Origin of the sequence: Actinomadura fulvescens (genome assembly GCF_039533225.1) — a bacterium.
Classification (GTDB): domain Bacteria; phylum Actinomycetota; class Actinomycetes; order Streptosporangiales; family Streptosporangiaceae; genus Spirillospora; species Spirillospora fulvescens.
In genome coordinates, this window is sequence record NZ_BAAATD010000008.1 from 341,688 (window position 1) to 359,186 (window position 17,499).

Consider the following 17,499-nt stretch of genomic DNA (forward strand, 5'->3'; position numbering starts at 1 on the left):
GGTCAGCGGGCTCGGGTCAGCGGGCTCGGGTTTCGGCGCGCTGGAAGAGGATGTAGAGCCACGTCATGGAGGGCACGAGGATGAGGGCGCCCACGGCCAGCGCCACGAAGACGACCTGGAGCGCGGCGTCGTGGGCGGCGGCCGAGTCCAGATCGAGGTCGGCCATCTCGGCTGCGCCCCAGAGGACGGTGACGACGGCGAGCGCGCCCGTGACCCGTACGGCCAGGTAGTTACGGCGCAGCACGAGGGCCAGGGAGACGATGCCCGCCGCGGCGGAGACCAGGATGAGCGGGGAGCGCACGCCCAGCGCGGCGGCGCCGGGCAGGGCGAGGAGGCCGACGACGACCCCGGCGAGGACGGCGTAGCCGCGGAAGCGCAGCGTCGCGTCCGCGTCGGCCAGGCGCCGGGCGTCCCAGATCAGGTACACGGCGGCCAGGTACGCGCAGAGCGCGGTCGTGAGGACGCCTCCGTAAAGACCCGGCGGGCTGAGCCAGGTGGATTCGCCGGTGGCGACCGTGGTCGCGACGGCGCCCAGGCAGAACGGGGTCACGATCGATGAGACGCCGAAGAGCCAGGCGTAGGCGGGCTGGTCGGGCACCGCCTTGCTGAAGACGAACGTGCTGCCGCGGGCGACGATGCCGAGGACGGCGAGCGACAGCGGCACCCAGTGCACGGCCATGATGTCGGCGAAGACGGGCGGGAACGCGGTCCAGGTCATCACCATGACGAAGATGAGCCAGACGTGGTTGGCCTCCCACAGCGGACCCATGGCGTGCTCGATGACGTCCTTGTCGGAACGCCGCGGGGAGATCAGATGCCACAGGCCGGCGCCGAAGTCGGCGCCGCCGAACAGCAGATAGGCGGAGAGGCCCAGCAGGATCAGGCCCAGGGCGATGTCCGGATGGCTCATCGGACTCCGGCCTCCTCACGGTCGTCGTCGCGCGGTGCGGGAGCGTCCGCGGCGGTCTCGGTCTCGGGTGGGCGGCGGCGCATGCGCCGCAGGACGCTGATGGTGGCGATCGCGAGGACGGCGTAGACGACGAGCACGATGTAGAGGCCGAAGCGCAGTCCGGGGTTGGGATTGACGGCCTCTTCGGTGCGCATCACCCCGTACACGATCCACGGCTGCCGGCCGACCTCGGTGGTCGTCCAGCCCGCCTCCATCGCGATCGCCGCGCCGACCCCGGCGAGGGTCGCGGCGCGCAGGAACCAGGGCTGCCAGGGCAGGTCACGGTGCTTGGCGAGCGCTCCCGGCCGGGCCGCGGCGCGGCGCCGCAGCCACCAGGCGAACCCCCACCAGGCGGCGAGCGCCAGCAGGGCCATGCCGATCGCGATCATGATCTCGAACGAGGTCTTCACGACCTCGGCGGGCGGGTGCACGTCCTCGGGGAACGTGTCGAGCCCGCGCAGGGTGGCCTTGGAGTCGAACTTCAGCATGAGCGAGAGCGCGTTCGGGATCTCGATGAACGCGAACTTGAACGGCACCCCGTCCTGGGTGTGCTCGATGCCCTCCATCGCCGCGAACTTGATCGGCTGGTTGTCGGCGACGAAGCGGGACGCCCAGTCGCCGACCGCGACCTGCAGCGGCGCGCAGACCGCGCCGAGCGTGAACGGGATCGCGAAGCCGAGCCGGTGGTAACGGTCGACGCGGCCCGCCCGGTGGTCGCGGAGCAGGGCGACGGCGTAGACGGAGGCGACGATGAAGCCGCAGACCATGAGCGAGGCCAGGATCAGGTGGACGGCCTGGACGGGCGTCGCCGGATTGAACATCGCCGCCAGCGGGTCCACGTCCGTGACCTCGCCGTTGACCAGCTTGAAGCCGCGCGGCTGGTTCATCCAGGAGTTGACGGTGACCACGAACGAGGCGGAGAGCAGGCCCGCGATCACGACGGGGATGCCGGTGATGAAGTGGGCGCGCGGCGAGAGCCGGTCCCAGCCGTACAGGTAGACGCCCATGAAGATCGCCTCGATGAAGAACGCGATGCCCTCCAGGGCGAAGGCCGCGCCGAACACCTGGCCGTACTTGTCCATGAAGCCCGGCCACAGCGTGCCCATCTCGAACGACAACACGGTCCCGGACACCGCGCCGACCGCGAAGAGCACGCCCGCGGCCTTCATCCAGCGCCGCGCCAGCTCGGCGTAGACGGCGTCGCCCGTACGCAGCGACCGCCATTCAGCGAGGAGGGTCAGCGCCGGGAGGCCGATCCCGATGCTGGCCAGGATGATGTGGAAGCCCAGGGTGAAGGCCATCTGCTGGCGGGCGGCCATGAAGTCGGCCGGCGTCGCGGCGCCGTGCGCCGGGTCGGCCAAGGGCACGGCCGTGTCCACGGCGGAGGCGGCGAGGAGCGCTACGGAGCTCATACGACCGAATGTAGTACTACAAGCTGTAGTACTTAAGTCCGTAGTACTACCTACCGTGGTGAGATGCCTCTCAGTCGGTTAACCTGAATGCCGTGAAGGGTCTGGGAGAGCTTGAACGCACGGTCATGGAGATTCTCTGGGCGCGGGAGGACACCGGTCACGGGGCCGCCACCGCACGCGACGTGAGCCGTGCCCTGGCGGGCGACCGCGACCTCGCGCACACCACGGTCATGACGGTCCTCGACAGGCTCGCCAAGAAGGGGTTCCTGGAGCGCGAGCGCGACGGCCGCGCCTGGCGCTACAGCCCGTCCGAGAGCCGTGAGGTCTATGTAGCCGAGCTGATGCTGGGGGCCCTCAACGAGACCGGTGACCGCGACGCCGCCCTGGCCCACTTCGTCCGTTCGGTCTCCGACGACGAGGCCGCCGTGATCCGCGAGGCCCTGCTCGGCCTCACGCGCAGGGAGCCACCGGCATGACCGGCACCGCCCTGCTCGCACTGACGTCAATGGGGACCGTCGGCGGGGCGCACCTGTTGTCCAAGGCGCGCTGGACCTGGCGCGCTCCCCGTACCGCGATCGTCCTCTGGCAGGCCCTCGGCCTGAGCTGGGGCATCGCCACGATCGGCACCCTGCTCGGCATGGCGCTGCTGCCCTACGAGAAGGGCATCGCGGGCGGCCTGCCCGCGCTGTTCGCCGACCAGGCCGGCAGCCTGGACGCGGCCCACGCGACCGCGCTGTTCGCGGCGGTGAGCCTCACCGCGGTGCTGCTGGCCATGCTGATGTACGCGGTGTTCCGCGTGGTCCGGGCCCGGCGGCGGCACCGCGCGCTGCTGGCGCTGGTCTCGCGCCGCGACTCCGCCGTTCCCGGCACCCTCGTCCTCGACCACCCCGAGGCCGCCGCCTACTGCGTGCCCGGCGTGCGTTCCTCCAAGGTGGTCGTGAGCGCCGGCACCCTTGAGCTGCTCGACCCGGCCGAGCTGGCCGCCGTGCTCGCGCACGAGCGCGCCCACGCCCGCGAGCGCCACGACCTGGTGCTGCTGCCGTTCGCCTCGCTCCGCCAGGTGTTCCCGCAGATCCGGCTGGTCGGGCGATGTCTCGACGCGGTGGAGCTGCTGATCGAGATGGCCGCCGACGACCGGGCCAAACTCCACCGGGCCCCGCGCGAGCTGGCCACCGCCCTGCTCCGATTCGCCGCGGCCCGCCCCCCGGCGGCGCCGTCGGGCACCCTGGGCGCCGCGACCACCGACGGCATCCCGGTCATGGCGCGGGTGAACCGGCTGCTGGAGCCGGAGGCCCCGCGCCGGTCCACCCGGGTGGCGGCGATGGTGGCGGTGCCGATCATCGCCGGTGTCCCCATCCTGCTGTACGCGCTGCCGCACTGAGCCGCCGCCCTGGTCAGTCCTCAGCTGGGATGTCCAGGGCCGTCCCGTACAGCCGCGACACCTTGATGCTGATCACCACGCGCCCCGGGCCGTCCTCGGGCGCCGAGATGATCTCGGCGTCTCCCTCGGCCACCGCGAACGACCACACGTTCTCCCCGTTCACGTGCAGGGCGGTCCGGGGGTCGTTGCGCAGTTGCCGCACCTTCAACCGGTCCTCCGTCGAGGAGATCCGGATGACGCGCTCCTCGGGGTCCCAGGCGTAGAGGACGGTCGACAGGTGCGGATGGCCGCTGCGCTTGACCGCCGCCAGGGCCCCGAACCGCTGCTCGCCGAGGATGCGCGACAACTCCTGGTCGGTGAGGGTGCGCGGGGCGGGGCCGGTGTTCTCGTTCTCGTTCATCTCTGTCTGCCTTTCGGAGTTGTGTGCGGAGATTTCAGGCGGTCACGACGGGCTGGGCCTGGGCCGGAGTCCCGGCGGAATCGGTCGCCTTGGGCTGGCGCAGCACGATCAGGGCCACGACGAGGGCCGCGACCAGGAGGCCCGCCGAGGTGGTGAAGGCGAGGTGGTAGCCGCCGGTCAGTGCCTCGGCCTGGCTCTTGCCCTCGCTGAGCAGCCGCTCGGTCTTGGCCGCCGCCAGGGTCGACAGGACCGCGACGCCGAGGGCCATGCCGATCTGCTGGGTGGTGTTGAAGAGGCCGGAGGCCAGCCCGGCGTCGTCGGCCCTCGCGGCCGACATGCCCAGGTTGGCCAGGGCCGGGAGGACGAGGCCGCCGCCCGCGATGAGCAGCATGACCGGAAGCAGGTCGGTGACGTAGCCGGCGTTCACCGGGATGCGGGTCAGCCAGGCCATCGCGGCGAACAGCAGCACCAGTCCGGTGACGAGGACGGCGCGGGTGCCGAAGCGGGCGATGAGCCGCGCCGAGACGAAGAGCGAGATCCCGCCGATGGCGACGGCGGCGGGCAGCATGGCCAGGCCCGTCTCCAGGGCGCTGTAGCCGAGGACCTTCTGCATGTAGAGCGCGACGATGATCTGGAAGGCGAACATCGCGGACAGCGCCAGCATCTGCACCACGTTGGCGCCCGAGACGTTGCGTGAACGGAAGACGCGCAGCGGCATCAGCGGGGTCGTGGCCCGGGCCTGCCGGACGGCGAACGCGGCGAGCAGGGCGAGCGACACCGCGCCGAGCCCCAGGGTGTGGCCGGCCAGCCAGCCGTGCTCCTCGACCTTGACGACCGTGTAGATCCCGAGCATGAGCCCGGCCGTGACGAGCAGGGCACCGGCGACGTCGGCCCCGGCGGCCAGGCCGATGCCGCGGTCGCGGGGCAGTGCCCGGACCGCCAGGCCGACGGTGACGAGGCCGATCGGCAGGTTGATCAGGAAGATCCAGTGCCAGTTGAGGAGGTCGGTGAGCACGCCGCCCAGTACCTGGCCGATCGAGGCGCCCGCGGCACCGGTGAAGCTGAAGACGCCGATCGCCTTCGCGCGTTCCCTCGGCTCGGTGAACAGCGTCACCAGGATGCCGAGCACCACCGCCGAGGCCATGGCGCTGCCGACGCCCTGCAGGAACCGGGCCGCGATCAGCACTTCGGGGGTGGTGGCGGCTCCGGCCAGCACCGAGGCGGCGGTGAACACCACGTTCCCGGCCAGGAACATCGTCCTGCGGCCGATCATGTCGCCCAGCCGTCCGGCCAGGAGCAGCAGCCCGCCGAACGCGATCAGGTAGGCGTTGACGGTCCAGCTCAGCCCGGCGGGCGAGAAACCGAGGTCGTGCTGGATGGCCGGCATCGCCACGGTCACGATGCTGCCGTCGAGGATCGTCATCAGCCCGGCGGCGGACAGCACACCGAGCGCCAGGCCGCGTGAGTCGGTCGACATGGTCTCTCCCTTCAGCGCCGGCGGACGCCGACAAGAGAGACCGTAATAGATAGTTCCGTTGCAGACAATCCCTCAGGGACTTATTTGTGACGCTCCCGGGCCCGGCGGGCCTGGCCGGTCGTCTCGGCGGGCGTGGCCAGATGCCCGGTGACCAGCAGGTTCAGGGCCTTGAGCAGCGCCTTGCGGTCGCCGTCCGGCAGCGAGGCGAGCGCGGCCTCGTGCACGCCGTCGACGATCCGCTGGCTCTGGGCGGCGACCTCGGCGCCCTTCTCGGTCACCGCGATGATCCGCGCCCGGCGGTCGGTGCTGGACGGCCGCCGTTCGGCGAGACCGGCCTTCTCCAGCGCGTCGACCGTCACGACCATCGTGGTCTTGTCCATGTCGCCGATCTCGGCGAGCTGGATCTGGGTGCGCTCCTCTTCGAGGGCGTGCACCAGGACGCAGTGCATGCGCGCGGTCAGGCCGATCTCGGCGAGCGCCGCCGCCATCTTCGTCCGCAGCACATGGCTGGTGTGGTCCAGCAGGAACGACAGGTCAGGCACGGTGCGGGCGGGGGCCATGGCAGTCATGCAGCCAGTGTAACAAGATGATTTCTTACTGGATTATCTACGTAACAACGATCCCGTGCAGGATGACGTGCAGGAGGTCGTCCACCGCCTCCGGAGACGGTCCGGGCACGGTCGCCGGACCGCCGAACAGCGCCGAGATCACCGTTTCGTGGCAGAAACCGACGATCAGCGTGGCCGCCGCGTCCACCCGGGCCGCGGCGGGCAGCCGTCCCAGGTCACGTTCCGCCCGCAGATAGCCGAGCAGGCGGTCGCGCCAGTCCGCCCCGGGCTCGCTGATCTCGGCGAACCGGGCGAGGACCTTCGGCTGCGAGAAGAACCCGGTGAACGCGGGGAGCACCGACTTGTGCATGGCCAGGCCGTACGCGACGTACGCCCGCAGGTTGGCGGCGACCGTCCCGTCCCCCGCGACCGGCAGGCCGCTCAACGTCCGCTCCACCGAACGCACGTAGGCGCGCAGCGCGTAGGCGAGCAGCTCCTCCTTGTCGGCGAAGTGGTTGTAGAGCACGCCGTCGGCGACCCCGGCCTCGCGGGCGATCGCCCGCACGGTGAGCCCGACGGTGCCGCGTTCGGCGATGAGACGCGCGGCGGTGGCGATCAGGTGGTCGCGCAGACTCCGCCCGTCGCCGGCGTCCCGCAGCACGGCCGCTTTCCTGGGTGACATCACCCCGCATCGTAGTGAGCGGTACCCGCTCCCAGCTCCGCGACCTCGGCCAGGAACGCGGCGGGCTCCACGAGTTCGTCCAGATGCCGCACACCCGCCGGAAACTCGCCAGCCGCCGGACGACGAGGGCCGCGACGACGCCCGTGGCGCGACTCTGCCGCCGCCCGGTGAACGACGCGACGCGTTCTCCCGACACGGCGGTGACCGCGAAGCCGTCCTTGCCGATGTGCACCTTGCCCAGCCACGCCCTGACCCGCGGCACGGCGAGCAGCCGTGCGGCACCCGGCAGGCGCGCGGCGGCCAGGACGGCGGTCATGGCCCGGGAGTCGAGGCAGAGACCGGTCTCCGCCCGTGTCACCCCGGCCGTCCTGGGCAGCGTGTGCTGGTCGGAGAACGGGAATCCGTACACCGTGCGCGTCCCGTACGGCGCCGGAAAGGGCATCCGCCAGGACGAGCCCATCACGCGGAGCCCGTCGAGCGTCCAGCCGAGCGCCGCCGGGCCGTGCGCCTCGCCTGAGCCGATCAGCACGCCGATCCGCACGTCGGGCCCGCCGGTCATCCGGGCCAGCAGGTTCGTGATGCCGGGTGCCAGCCCGACGCTGAGCACGGCGGTCGCCCCGCGCTCGGTGCCGAGGCCGTCCAGGCGTTCGACGCCCGAGAGCAGCTCATGCGAGGCCGACACGTCGACGTAATGGACACCGCGTTCCAGGCAGGCGCGTGCGACCCGCTCGTTGTCCTGGTCGACGCACATGAGCACGGCGTCGGCGCCCTCGATCGCCCGCTCCAGATCAGCGGGTACCCGCAGGTCCGCGCGCAGCGGTGTCGTCCCCGGGACGGGGCGTGCCCGGCCGGGATCGCGACCGGCGACGACCACCGCTCCCGGGTACCACTCCGCCAGCGGCGCGGCCGCCTCGCGCCCGACCGCGCCGTAGCCGCCGACGATCACGATCCGTCTCATCGGGCCGCTTCGACCAGCAGGGCGTTCGATCGCAGGCACACGCCGTCGGCGCGCTCGAAGGGGAGGAACGCGGCTTCGAGCGCGGCGCGGACCGGGACCGGGTCGTCGTCCGCCAGGTGGAACCTGACCGGCCCCCAGCCGGCCAGGAACCGGGCGGCGTCGGCGGCGTCCCGGCCCCACCTCGACTCGCCGCCGATCAGGGTCGTACCGACGTCGTGGAAGCCCGCGGCGGTGAGGACGTCGCGCACGTGCGCGGGATCGGCCAGGGACAACGGACCCGCTCCGCCCGGCTCGGGCGGCCAGCCCGGCAGGTGCTCGGCGAGGGCTCCGACGACCGTTCCCAGATCGGTGCCGTCAAGATCGGACATGCTCAGGAAGGCCAGCCTCCCGCCGGGACGGAGGGCGCGCGCGACGTTGGCGAACGCGGCGACCGGATCGGCGAAGAACATGACCGCGAACCGGCTGATCGCCACGTCGAAGCCGCCGCCCGGGAACGGATGCACCTGTACGTCGCCCTGCTCGAACCGCACGTTCGCGACGCCCTCCGCGGCGGCCGTCGCGCGTGCCCGGGTGAGCATCGGCAGCGAGAGGTCCACGCCGACGGCCGACCCGAGCCGGGCCTGCCGCGCGGCCCGCCTGGTGGTCTGCCCGTTGCCGCAGCCGAGGTCGAGCACCCGGTCCCGTTCGCCGATCCGGGCGGCCTCCATGAGGTGGTCGTTGAACGTGCTGTTCATGGCGTCGTAACGCTCGTGGTTGTCCGCCCAGTGGCGCCCCTCGTACCCGTTCCAGGCCTCGGCTTGCTCGGTGTTGACGATCTCGGCCATCGTTCCTCCTCATTATGAACACATGTTCATGAACACTAGTTCATAATGTTGCCCGGCAGTCCGGATGTCAATGGGGGATCGATCAGAGCGGTCGCTGCGGAGAGATCGTCTGGCGGTGGACGATCGCGTCGAACCACTGCGCCGGCGAGCCACCGGTCATCGTGGACGACTCCTGCCAGACGAGACCGCGCGTGGTGGCGGGCGCCGTCAGCCACCTCCGCACGGCGGACGGGGCGTCGGTGCGCAGGTCCAGCATGAACTGGTCGGACCCGACGCGGCCGAACGGGTACTCGAACCAGTGGCGCCGCGCAGGCGGGGCCTGGAGGGGTGGACCGCCCGGTTCGCCGCTGATCGCACCATGGTCGAAGGTGAAGCCGATCGACCGGTAGCGCTGCCCGTACCAGCGGCGGAGGTACGAACCGGTGCTGGCGAACGTCATGTCCGGGCCAGGGGGAAGGGTGATCCGGAGTTTCGGGGCGTTGACGGTGTGCGGGCTCGCGGCCCAGTAGACCACCTTGTCCCGGCTGAAGGTGCGCCACCAGCGGAGGTTCTCCGCGGCCCGGACTTCGCGGTAGTTGTAGCCGTCGTTGTCCGGCAGGCTGAAGTGTTCATGGAACGACACGATCTGCCGGGCGTGGTGGAGCGTCACCTCGTGGGCACGGTCGCCGGGCCGGTGGGGGAGCCGTTCGACCAGCGAGCGGAGTCGGCGGGCGCGGCGGATGTAGGGCCGCTTGTCGTCGACCTCCTTCCAGTACCACTGGACGTACCGTCCCATGTCGGAGGTGAACGGGCGGAGCGCTCTCAGGTGCTTACGGATCGCCGGGAGCCGTTCGGGCGCGACCTTCGCGGTGTAAGCGGCTATCGCGTCGTAGGCGACGGGCCGCGTAGCGAAGTACTCGACACCGAAGAACCGCACCTTGTCGTGGTGGGAGGCGTTGTAGGCGCGCAGCCACTTCAGGAGGTCGAGCATCTCGCGTGACTGCCAGCCCGTCTCCCGCAGGATCGCCTCGGGGTCGCCCTTGCCTGTGAGGATGTAGTCGTTCAGCTGGAGACCCAGCGTCCAGTCGTCCTCCCAGGCGATGGACCGGAATCCCATTTGCTCGACGAGCAGGCGCACCACCCGGTGCTTGAGCTTGGCCTGTTCGCTCGCCCCGTGGGTGGATTCGCCGAGCCCCACGATCGTGGCGCCGCCGACCGTACGGCGCAGCGGAGCGAGGTCGCCCAGCGGAGCCCGCGGATCGACGGTGGTGAGCCGCGTCGCGTTCCGCTCGATCCAGGCGGTGACCGGCTCCGGCGGCCCGGCCGTGGCCGCCCGCGCCGTGCCGGTGAAGCCGGCCACGGCCGCGGCCGACAGCGTGAACGCCAGAAGTTTTGACGATCGCATCAGCACATCTCCCTCGTATCGATGGATGCGAGAACCGTCTCTGGCGGGTCTGTGCCGACGCGTCCCCCAGCGGGCGGCTCGTCGATTACGCCGTGCGCGGTACGGCGCCTCCGGCAGCCGGGCGTCACCACCTGGTTTGCTCGCCGCCTTCAGAGACGACCGGGCGGAACGCCGCCAGCTGCTCCAGGAGCACGGATCGCACGTCGTCGCATGTGCCGTCCCCGGCGGTGGCCGGAGGCGGCGGATCTCCTTCCGAAGTGACCGCCTGGGTCGTGCCGGCAAGGCAGACCACGGCGACGACCGGCAGGGTGAACGTCAGGAACGTCAACGATCGCATCAGCACATCTCCCCTTCGCATCGATGGATGCGAGAACCGTCTCCGGCGGGTTCGTGCCGACGCGTCCACCGATGGAAGGCAGCCGGCTTACTCCGTGCGTCGTACGGCCCCTCGCGGCAGGACCGCCGAGGGGCCGTACGACCGGTGAGCTGCCGTCAGGAGCCGTCGGCGCCGACGTACTCGCGCAGGTGCCGGGCGGTGAGCGTGTCCGCCTTGGCGACCAGGTCGGCGGGCGTGCCGGTGAAGACGATCTGGCCGCCGTCGTGGCCCGCGCCGGGACCGAGGTCGATGATCCAGTCGGCGTGCGCCATCACGGCCTGGTGGTGCTCGATCACGACGACCGTGTTGCCGTCGTCGACGAGCCGGTCGAGCAGCGCCAGGAGCTGGTCGACGTCGGCCAGGTGCAGACCGGTGGTCGGCTCGTCCAGGATGTAGGTCGCCGCCTTCTCGGCCATGCGGATCGCCAGCTTGAGCCGCTGGCGTTCGCCACCGGACAGGGTGTTGAGCGGCTGGCCGAGGCTGAGGTAGCCGAGGCCGACGTCGACGAGCCGGTCGAGGATCGCGCGGGCCTGGCGTTCGGTGAAGAAGTCGCGGGCCTCGGTCACCGGCATGGCGAGGACGTCGGCGATGTTCTTGCCGCGCAGCTCGTACGTGAGCACCTCCGGGGTGAAGCGCTTGCCCTCGCACTCCTCGCAGACCGACGCCACGCCGGCCATCATCGCCAGGTCGGTGTAGACCAGCCCGATGCCCTTGCAGTTGGGGCAGGCGCCCTCGGAGTTGGCGCTGAAGAGCGCGGCCTTGACGCCGTTGGCCTTGGCGAACGCCGTGCGGATCGCGTCGAGCAGCCCGGTGTAGGTGGCCGGGTTGCTGCGCCGGGAACCGCGGATCGCCGACTGGTCGACCACATTGACGCCGTCCCGGGTGGAGAGCGAGCCGTGGATCAGCGAGCTCTTGCCGGACCCGGCGACGCCGGTGACCACGGTCAGCACGCCGGTCGGGACGTCGACGCTCACGTCCCGCAGGTTGTGCAGCGTGGCGCCCTCGATCGGGATGTGGCCGGTCGGCTGCCGGACCTCGTCGCGCAGCCGGGCCCGATGGTCCAGATGGCGGCCGGTGAGGGTGCCGGACGCGCGGAGCCCGGCCACGTCGCCGGTGAAGCAGATCTGACCGCCGCCGGTGCCCGCTCCAGGACCGAGGTCGACGACGTGGTCGGCGATCGCGATCGTCTCCGGCTTGTGCTCGACGACCAGCACGGTGTTGCCCTTGTCGCGCAGGCGGCGCAGCAGGCCGTTCATCCGCTGGATGTCGTGGGGGTGCAGGCCGACCGTCGGCTCGTCGAAGACGTAGGTGATGTCGGTCAGCGGGGAGCCGAGGTGGCGGACCATCTTGACCCGCTGGGCCTCACCGCCGGACAGCGTGCCGGACTCACGGTCCAGGCTCAGGTAGCCGAGCCCGATCTCGACCAGCGAGTCCAGCGTCTCGCCCAGGGCGCTGAGCACCGGCGCGGCCGACGGGGCGTCGATGTCCCGGACGAACGCGGCCAGGTCGCTGATCTCCATCGCCGCGCAGTCGGCGATGGAACGGCCATTGATCTTGGAGGCGAGGGCGGCCGGGTTGAGCCGGGCGCCGCCGCACGCGCGGCAGGTCGTGAACGTCACGGCCCGGTCGACGAACGCGCGGATGTGCGGCTGCATCGCCTCCTTGTCCTTGGACAGGTAGAGCCGCTGCACCTTGACCACGAGGCCCTCGTAGTTGGTGTTCATCCCGCCGAGCTTCATCTTGGTGGCGGGCTTGTACAGGAAGTCCTCCCACTGCTGCTCGGTGTAGTCCTTCAGCTTGGCGTCGGGGTCGACGAACCCCGAGTCGGCCAGGGCCTTCCAGTACCACGAGCCCACCGCGAAGTTGGGCACGGTGATCGCGCCCTCGTTCAGCGACAGCTCCCGGTCCACCAGCTCGTCGACGTCGATGTCGGACTTGCGGCCGAGGCCCTCGCACTCGGGGCACATGCCCGCCGCGTTGTTGAAGCTGAACGCGAAGGCGGGGCCGACGTGGGGCTCGCCGAGCCGGCTGAAGATGATCCGCAGCAGCGTGAACGCGTCGGTCGCGGTGCCGAGCGTGGAGCGCGCGTTCGCGCCCATCCGCTCCTGGTCGACGACGATCGCGGCGCTCAGGTTGTGCAGCGCGTCGACGTCCGGCCGGCCCAGGCTCGGCATGAACGACTGGAGGAACGCCGAGTACGTCTCGTTGATCAGACGCTGCGACTCGGCCGCTATGGTGCCGAACACGAGCGAGGACTTGCCCGAGCCGGACACCCCCGTGAAGACCGTGAGCCGGCGCTTGGGGATGTCGAGCGACACGTCGGCGAGGTTGTTCTCGCGGGCGCCGCGCACCTTGATCACATCGTGGCTGTCCGCGGGATGCCGGTGCCCTGCGTCGTTCATCGAGTTCGACCTTTCCGCTGGGAGGCAGTAATATCCGTACAGCGTACAGAGAAAATCTCCCGGCAGCAATATAGAACGGAATGGTTCGTTCCCATACTATGAGGAACATGGAGACCAAGACGCAAGCCCCCATGAGCGGCCGGAAGGCCCAGGCGGCCAGGAACGACGAGCTGATCCGGGACGCCGCGCGAGCGGTGTTCACCGCCGACCCGGGGGCTCCCATCTCGGCGGTGGCCGAATACGCCGGTGTCGGCATCAGCGCCCTCTACCGCCGCTACAAGAGCAAGGAAGAGCTGCTCCAGCGGCTGGCCGACGACGGGATGGACCGTTATCTCGCGCAGGTCCAGACGGCGCTGGACGACGATCGCGACGCCTGGACCGCGTTCGCCGACTTCATGCGCAGCTGCCTGGACATCGGCGCCGGCTCGCTGACCATGCGGCTGGCCGGCAGCTTCCCCGTCACCGACGAGATGGCGCAGAAGGGGCGGGACATCCATATGGCGACCCAGCGCCTGCTCGATCGCACCAAGGAGGCCGGTGCCCTGCGGCGCGACATCGAGGTCGGTGACATCTCCGTGCTCCTGGAACACCTGCACACCATACGCATCGGGGACGACGAACGGATGAACCGCCTGCAACACCGCTATCTGGAGCTGTATCTGGACGCGCTCCGCATGGCGGACGCGGAGGAGCTGCCCGGCCCCCCTCCGAACTGGCAGGAGCTGAGAGGACGGTATGACGACTGAGGCGGCCGGATCGATGACGACCACCCCCGCGACCGCCGGTCCGGTGCTCGACCGGCGGTCGCTGAACCGCGCCCTCCTGGCCCGTCAGCTGCTGCTCGACCGGCACGAGCTGCCCGTCCTCGACGCCATCGAGCACCTGACCGGGATGCAGGCGCAGGCCCCCACGCCGCCGTACATCGGCCTGTGGAGCCGGCTGGCGGGCTTCGAGTTCGGCGAGCTCGCCAGGCTGCTCACCGAACGCGAGGTCGTGCGCACGGTCCTCATGCGCGGCACCCTCCACCTGGTCAGCGCGCGCGACGCGCTGGCCCTGCGGCCCCTCACCCAGGTCATCATGGACCGCAACCTCAGAACGGCGAACGGGCGTGACCTGAGCGGGCTCGATCTGCCCGCCGTCGAGGCCGCCGCGCGCGAGCTCTTCACAGAGCCCCGCACCGACAAGGAGATGCGGGCGCTCCTGGCCGCACGATTCCCCGGCGGCGAACCCGAGCTGCTCAACTGGGCCGCCCGCACCGTGATCCCGCTCGCCCAAATCCCGCCGCGCGGCATCTGGGGCAAGAGCGGCCTGGCCACCCACACCACCCTCGAAACCTGGCTGGGCCGCGCGCTGGACACCGAACCGTCCCTGGAACGCCTGGTGCTGCGCTATCTCGCCGCGTTCGGCCCGGCCACCGTCCAGGACGTGCAGCACTGGTCGGGCCTGACCGGCCTCGGCCAGGTCGTCGAACGGCTCGCGCCGCGGCTCGTCACGTTCGCCGACGAGAACGGCAGGGTGCTCTATGACCTCCCGGACGCGCCGCGTCCCGATCCCGGGACCCCGGCTCCGGTCCGCCTGGTGCCGGACTTCGACAACCTCACGCTGTCGCACGCCGACCGGACGAGGATCGTCTCCGAGGAGCATCGCAAACGCCTCTTCACCGTCAACGGCATCATCCGTGCCGCCGTCCTCGTCGACGGCTTCGTCCACGGCATGTGGAAACACGAGAAGAAGCGCGGCGTCGCCACCGTCCGCGTCGAGCTGTTCGAGCCCGTGTCCGAGAACGACCGCACGGCCCTCGTAGACGAGGCGGAACGGCTCCTCGCCGCCGCGTACCCCGAGGCCGGGTCCCGCGAGGTGGAGTTCGTCTGAGGGCGGCGTTCACGATGAAGCCGGTGGTTTCTTGACCGGCCGGAGAAGCGCCTGTGACCTGGCGCGACGTTCACTGGTGCCATGACCGCGAAGACCACTCGCCTGCCGATCCATCCGGTCGTGCGAAAGTTCGCCGAGGCCATCAACACCGGAGACCGGGCGTCCTTCCGGGAACTGCTCGCCAGGGACGCCGTCATGACCGACGACGGAAATCCCCACGACCCGGCGGCCTGGGCCGACCGGGAGATCTTCAACGCGAACGGGCACTTCGACGTGTGCCGTGAGGATCCCGGCGGCCTGGGCATGATCGTGACCTACCGCAACGACACCTGGGGCACGATGAGCACCCGCTGGGACTTCACGGTGCGGGGCGGCAAGATCAGCCGCTTCGACACCGGTCAGGTCTGATCGGCCGACTCCATCGCGGCGAATCCGAGGCGCCAGGACGGGATCTGCGGCTTCCAGCCGAGGTCGAGCGCCTTGCGGTTGGACACGGGGCGGCCCGTCGCGGCGGCGTGCCGCGCGGTGCCCGGGAGCGGAACGCCCAGCGCCGCGCTGTAGACCGGCAGCCAGTCGGCGGTGGTCGCGGGCTCGTCGTCGACGATGTTGACCGGCCCGGCGGGCCAGTCGAGCGCCGTCAGCGCGGCCGCGGCGGCGTCGTCGGCGTGCACGAACGAGGTCCACGCCGGTGACGGCCGCAGGCTTCCCGCCCGGACCCGGTCGGCGATCGCCCCGTCCGGCGCGTACCAGGTGCCCGGCCCGTAGAGCGCGCCGTACCGCAGGATGACGCCGCGCGGCAGCTCCGCGACGGCCTCCTCAAGCGCGGCGACGCCCTCGTAGGGCGGCAGCGTCGGGTCGAGGGCGTCGTCCTCGACCGCGGGCGCGTCGCCCGGCACGTACAGCCAGCCGATGCTCTGCGCGATCATCACCTCGACGTTGGCCGCCTTCGCGGCCGACACCAGGTTGCGGGTGCCTTCGATCCGCAGCCGTGAGTTGGCCTCGAAATCCTCCCCGCTGAGATCGGTGAGCTGGTGGACGATGACGTCCGGCCGCACCGCGAGGACCGCGTCGTGCACGGCCGGGGAGTCGAACGCGTCCAGGACGAGGGGCTTGGCCTGCTGCGCGGCGATGGCGTCGGCACGTTCGGCGGACCGGGTCGTCCCGGTCACCTCGTGGCCCGCCTGCACGAGCAGGGGGACCAGCCGACTGCCGACGACACCGGTCGCGCCGGCGACGAGAATCTTCAAGGGGGGTACCTCCACGACTGCACGCCTTTGTGGCCGCCTCCCAGGCAGGATAGGCAGAGACTCCTTCCAGGTCACGCCCGGCACGGCGAAACACCGCTCACCCGTGGTATTCCACCCGGCTACGCTCGGCCATCGTCGTGCTGCCTCGCGTCCCGGAGGGGCAACCGGATCCGGAAGAGCGCTCCTCCCCCTGGTGCGGCTTCCACGGTGAGCGTACCGCCCTGGACCCGCACCAGGTCACGGGCTATCGCCAGGCCGAGCCCCGCGCCGCCGTCGTCGCGGCTGCGGGCGTCGTCGAGACGGACGAAGCGCTCGAAGATCCGCTCCCGGTCGGCCGGCGGCACCCCGGGACCGTCGTCGGTGATTTCCATCACTGCCCAGCGGTCGTCCTCTACCCGCAATGTGACGTTCACCTCGGAGGAAGCGTGCCGTTGCGCGTTGTCCAACAGGTTGGTCAGCACCCGCGCGAGCCGGTCGCGGGAACCCAGGACCCGCGGAGCGGCCTGGAGGTCGAGCCCGATGGGCGGCCCGCCGGCCGGGCCGCGGCGCGCGACCTCCTCCCGGAGCAGGTCGGCGAGCGCGACCGGCCGCGGCGCGACGGCCCGCTCGCCCGCGTCGAGCCGGGCGAGCAGCAGCAGGTCGGCGGCCAGGCGCTGGAGCCGGACGACCTCCTCGGTGAGCCCGTCCAGGTCCAGCAGTTCGGGATGCGCCGCGGCGACCTCCAGCTCGGTCCGGAGCGAGGCGATCGGGTTGCGCAGTTCGTGTGAGGCGTCCGCGACGAAGCCGCGCTGCCGTTCCACGGACCGTTCGAGCGCGGTGAGCGTCTCGTTCGTGGCCGTGGCCAGCCCCGCGACCTCGTCCCGCGAGGCGGGCACCGGTACGCGGCGCGTCAGGTCGCTGGAGGCCGTGATCTCGGCGAGCTCGTGCCGGATCGCCGCCACCGGCCGCAGCGCCCGCCGGGTGACCAGCCAGGTCACGCCCGCCACGACGGCCAGCAGCAGCGGCAGTCCGGCGAGCATGGCCTTGGTGACCGTGCCCACGGCCTCGCGCGCGGTGGCCAGGTCGGTGCCGGCGTGCACGGTGTACGTCTCGCCGCCGGGCGCGGTGACGCTGACCGACGCGAACCTGTAGCCGGCGGTCTCGCCGTCCACGGTGGCGCTGCCGGTGCTGTGGCGGACGTCGCCGGAGACCTCGCCGGGCCGCGGTGCGTCCTCGTCCCGGTCGTCGTCCTCGTCCCGCTCAGGGACGGGCGAGGCGGCGGGCCGCACGGCCGGGGGGTCGGTGCCGCTAATCGCGTCCAGGTCCTCGCTCGCCGCCACCACCCGGCCGGACGAGTCCACGACCTGGACGGGACGCTCGTCGCCTTCGGGCAGGTCGAGCCGCGCGCGCTCGACGCCCGCGGCCAGCTGCGAGGCGACCTCGCGCGCGGACACCTCGGACTGGAGGCCGCTCTGCCGGTCCAGGCTGGTCCGCAGGAGCAGCACGACGGCGAGCCCCGCGACCACCAGCGCGACGGCGACGACGACGGTGGCGGTGGCGGTCGTGCGCGCCCGCACCGAGGCGAACGGCCTGTACATCGCGGGCATG

Annotated in this window: 18 protein-coding genes and 1 pseudogene; 6 read left to right on the forward strand and 13 right to left on the reverse strand. The window is 71.3% G+C overall.

Annotated features, from left to right (window positions below; translation table 11 throughout):
* Positions 1-16 precede the first annotated feature (16 nt).
* Both ABD333_RS29290 and ABD333_RS29295 read right to left on the reverse strand, forming a co-directional pair.
* Entirely contained in the window at positions 17-910 is an 894-nt protein-coding gene (locus ABD333_RS29290; protein ID WP_344545743.1) for a cytochrome d ubiquinol oxidase subunit II, read from the reverse strand.
* Complete coding sequence (locus tag ABD333_RS29295) at positions 907-2,361, reverse strand: cytochrome ubiquinol oxidase subunit I (RefSeq protein ID WP_344545744.1); 1,455 nt, start codon at positions 2,359-2,361, stop codon at positions 907-909. Before ABD333_RS29295 ends, ABD333_RS29290 begins: the two co-directional genes overlap by 4 nt.
* Positions 2,362-2,453: 92 nt before the next feature.
* Between ABD333_RS29295 and ABD333_RS29300 the strand changes: the two genes are divergently transcribed.
* Together ABD333_RS29300 and ABD333_RS29305 are read left to right on the forward strand one after the other, a co-directional pair.
* Positions 2,454-2,837, forward strand: a complete 384-nt coding sequence (locus tag ABD333_RS29300; protein ID WP_344545745.1) for a BlaI/MecI/CopY family transcriptional regulator — start codon at positions 2,454-2,456, stop codon at positions 2,835-2,837.
* Positions 2,834-3,742, forward strand: coding sequence for a M56 family metallopeptidase (locus tag ABD333_RS29305; RefSeq protein ID WP_344545746.1), 909 nt, complete (start codon positions 2,834-2,836; stop codon positions 3,740-3,742). Before ABD333_RS29300 ends, ABD333_RS29305 begins: the two co-directional genes overlap by 4 nt.
* A gap of 13 nt (positions 3,743-3,755) precedes the next feature.
* Here the strand turns inward: ABD333_RS29305 and ABD333_RS29310 are convergent, their stop codons facing one another.
* The 4 genes from ABD333_RS29310 to ABD333_RS29325 all read right to left on the reverse strand — a co-directional run bounded on the left by ABD333_RS29310 (position 3,756) and on the right by ABD333_RS29325 (position 6,849).
* Positions 3,756-4,142, reverse strand: coding sequence for a pyridoxamine 5'-phosphate oxidase family protein (locus ABD333_RS29310; RefSeq protein ID WP_344545747.1), 387 nt, complete (start codon positions 4,140-4,142; stop codon positions 3,756-3,758).
* Positions 4,143-4,176: 34 nt separating this feature from the next.
* Positions 4,177-5,619, reverse strand: coding sequence for an MFS transporter (locus ABD333_RS29315; RefSeq protein WP_344545748.1), 1,443 nt, complete (start codon positions 5,617-5,619; stop codon positions 4,177-4,179).
* Positions 5,620-5,699: 80 nt separating this feature from the next.
* Positions 5,700-6,188 carry a MarR family winged helix-turn-helix transcriptional regulator gene (locus ABD333_RS29320; protein ID WP_344545749.1) on the reverse strand — a complete coding sequence of 163 codons (489 nt, stop codon included), beginning with the start codon at positions 6,186-6,188 and terminating at the stop codon, positions 5,700-5,702.
* Between the two features lie 37 nt (positions 6,189-6,225).
* On the reverse strand, positions 6,226-6,849 hold the full coding sequence (locus ABD333_RS29325; protein ID WP_344545750.1) for a TetR/AcrR family transcriptional regulator: 624 nt from the start codon (positions 6,847-6,849) through the stop codon (positions 6,226-6,228).
* A gap of 14 nt (positions 6,850-6,863) precedes the next feature.
* Between ABD333_RS29325 and ABD333_RS29330 the strand changes: the two genes are divergently transcribed.
* Positions 6,864-7,541, forward strand: coding sequence for a hypothetical protein (locus ABD333_RS29330; protein WP_344545751.1), 678 nt, complete (start codon positions 6,864-6,866; stop codon positions 7,539-7,541).
* Positions 7,542-7,582: 41 nt separating this feature from the next.
* Here the strand turns inward: ABD333_RS29330 and ABD333_RS47620 are convergent.
* From ABD333_RS47620 to ABD333_RS29350, 5 genes and pseudogenes are all read right to left on the reverse strand, one after another.
* A pseudogene (locus ABD333_RS47620) lies at positions 7,583-7,807 on the reverse strand (NAD(P)H-binding protein); the annotation flags it as partial.
* A complete protein-coding gene (locus ABD333_RS29335; RefSeq protein WP_344545752.1) occupies positions 7,804-8,631 on the reverse strand; it encodes a class I SAM-dependent methyltransferase in 828 nt (275 codons plus the stop codon). The gene ABD333_RS29335 and the pseudogene ABD333_RS47620, both read right to left, overlap by 4 nt.
* 82 nt (positions 8,632-8,713) lie before the next feature.
* A complete protein-coding gene (locus ABD333_RS29340; RefSeq protein WP_344545753.1) occupies positions 8,714-10,015 on the reverse strand; it encodes an erythromycin esterase family protein in 1,302 nt (433 codons plus the stop codon).
* Between the two features lie 124 nt (positions 10,016-10,139).
* Positions 10,140-10,352, reverse strand: coding sequence for a hypothetical protein (locus ABD333_RS29345; protein ID WP_344545754.1), 213 nt, complete (start codon positions 10,350-10,352; stop codon positions 10,140-10,142).
* Positions 10,353-10,507: 155 nt separating this feature from the next.
* Complete coding sequence (locus ABD333_RS29350) at positions 10,508-12,793, reverse strand: ATP-binding cassette domain-containing protein (RefSeq protein ID WP_344545755.1); 2,286 nt, start codon at positions 12,791-12,793, stop codon at positions 10,508-10,510.
* A gap of 107 nt (positions 12,794-12,900) precedes the next feature.
* Between ABD333_RS29350 and ABD333_RS29355 the strand changes: the two genes are divergently transcribed.
* The 3 genes from ABD333_RS29355 to ABD333_RS29365 all read left to right on the forward strand — a co-directional run bounded on the left by ABD333_RS29355 (position 12,901) and on the right by ABD333_RS29365 (position 15,073).
* Positions 12,901-13,539: a TetR/AcrR family transcriptional regulator gene (locus ABD333_RS29355; RefSeq protein ID WP_344545756.1), complete on the forward strand. Its 639-nt coding sequence runs from the start codon at positions 12,901-12,903 to the stop codon at positions 13,537-13,539.
* On the forward strand, positions 13,529-14,665 hold the full coding sequence (locus ABD333_RS29360) for a winged helix DNA-binding domain-containing protein (RefSeq protein WP_344545757.1): 1,137 nt from the start codon (positions 13,529-13,531) through the stop codon (positions 14,663-14,665). Before ABD333_RS29355 ends, ABD333_RS29360 begins: the two co-directional genes overlap by 11 nt.
* Before the next feature lie 81 nt (positions 14,666-14,746).
* Positions 14,747-15,073: a nuclear transport factor 2 family protein gene (locus ABD333_RS29365; protein WP_344545758.1), complete on the forward strand. Its 327-nt coding sequence runs from the start codon at positions 14,747-14,749 to the stop codon at positions 15,071-15,073.
* Here ABD333_RS29365 and ABD333_RS29370 read toward each other — a convergent pair.
* Complete coding sequence (locus tag ABD333_RS29370) at positions 15,064-15,912, reverse strand: NAD-dependent epimerase/dehydratase family protein (protein ID WP_344545759.1); 849 nt, start codon at positions 15,910-15,912, stop codon at positions 15,064-15,066. The genes ABD333_RS29365 and ABD333_RS29370 overlap by 10 nt on opposite strands.
* A gap of 119 nt (positions 15,913-16,031) precedes the next feature.
* Complete coding sequence (locus ABD333_RS29375; protein WP_344545760.1) at positions 16,032-17,498, reverse strand: sensor histidine kinase; 1,467 nt, start codon at positions 17,496-17,498, stop codon at positions 16,032-16,034.
* Between the last annotated feature and the right edge of the window lies 1 nt (position 17,499).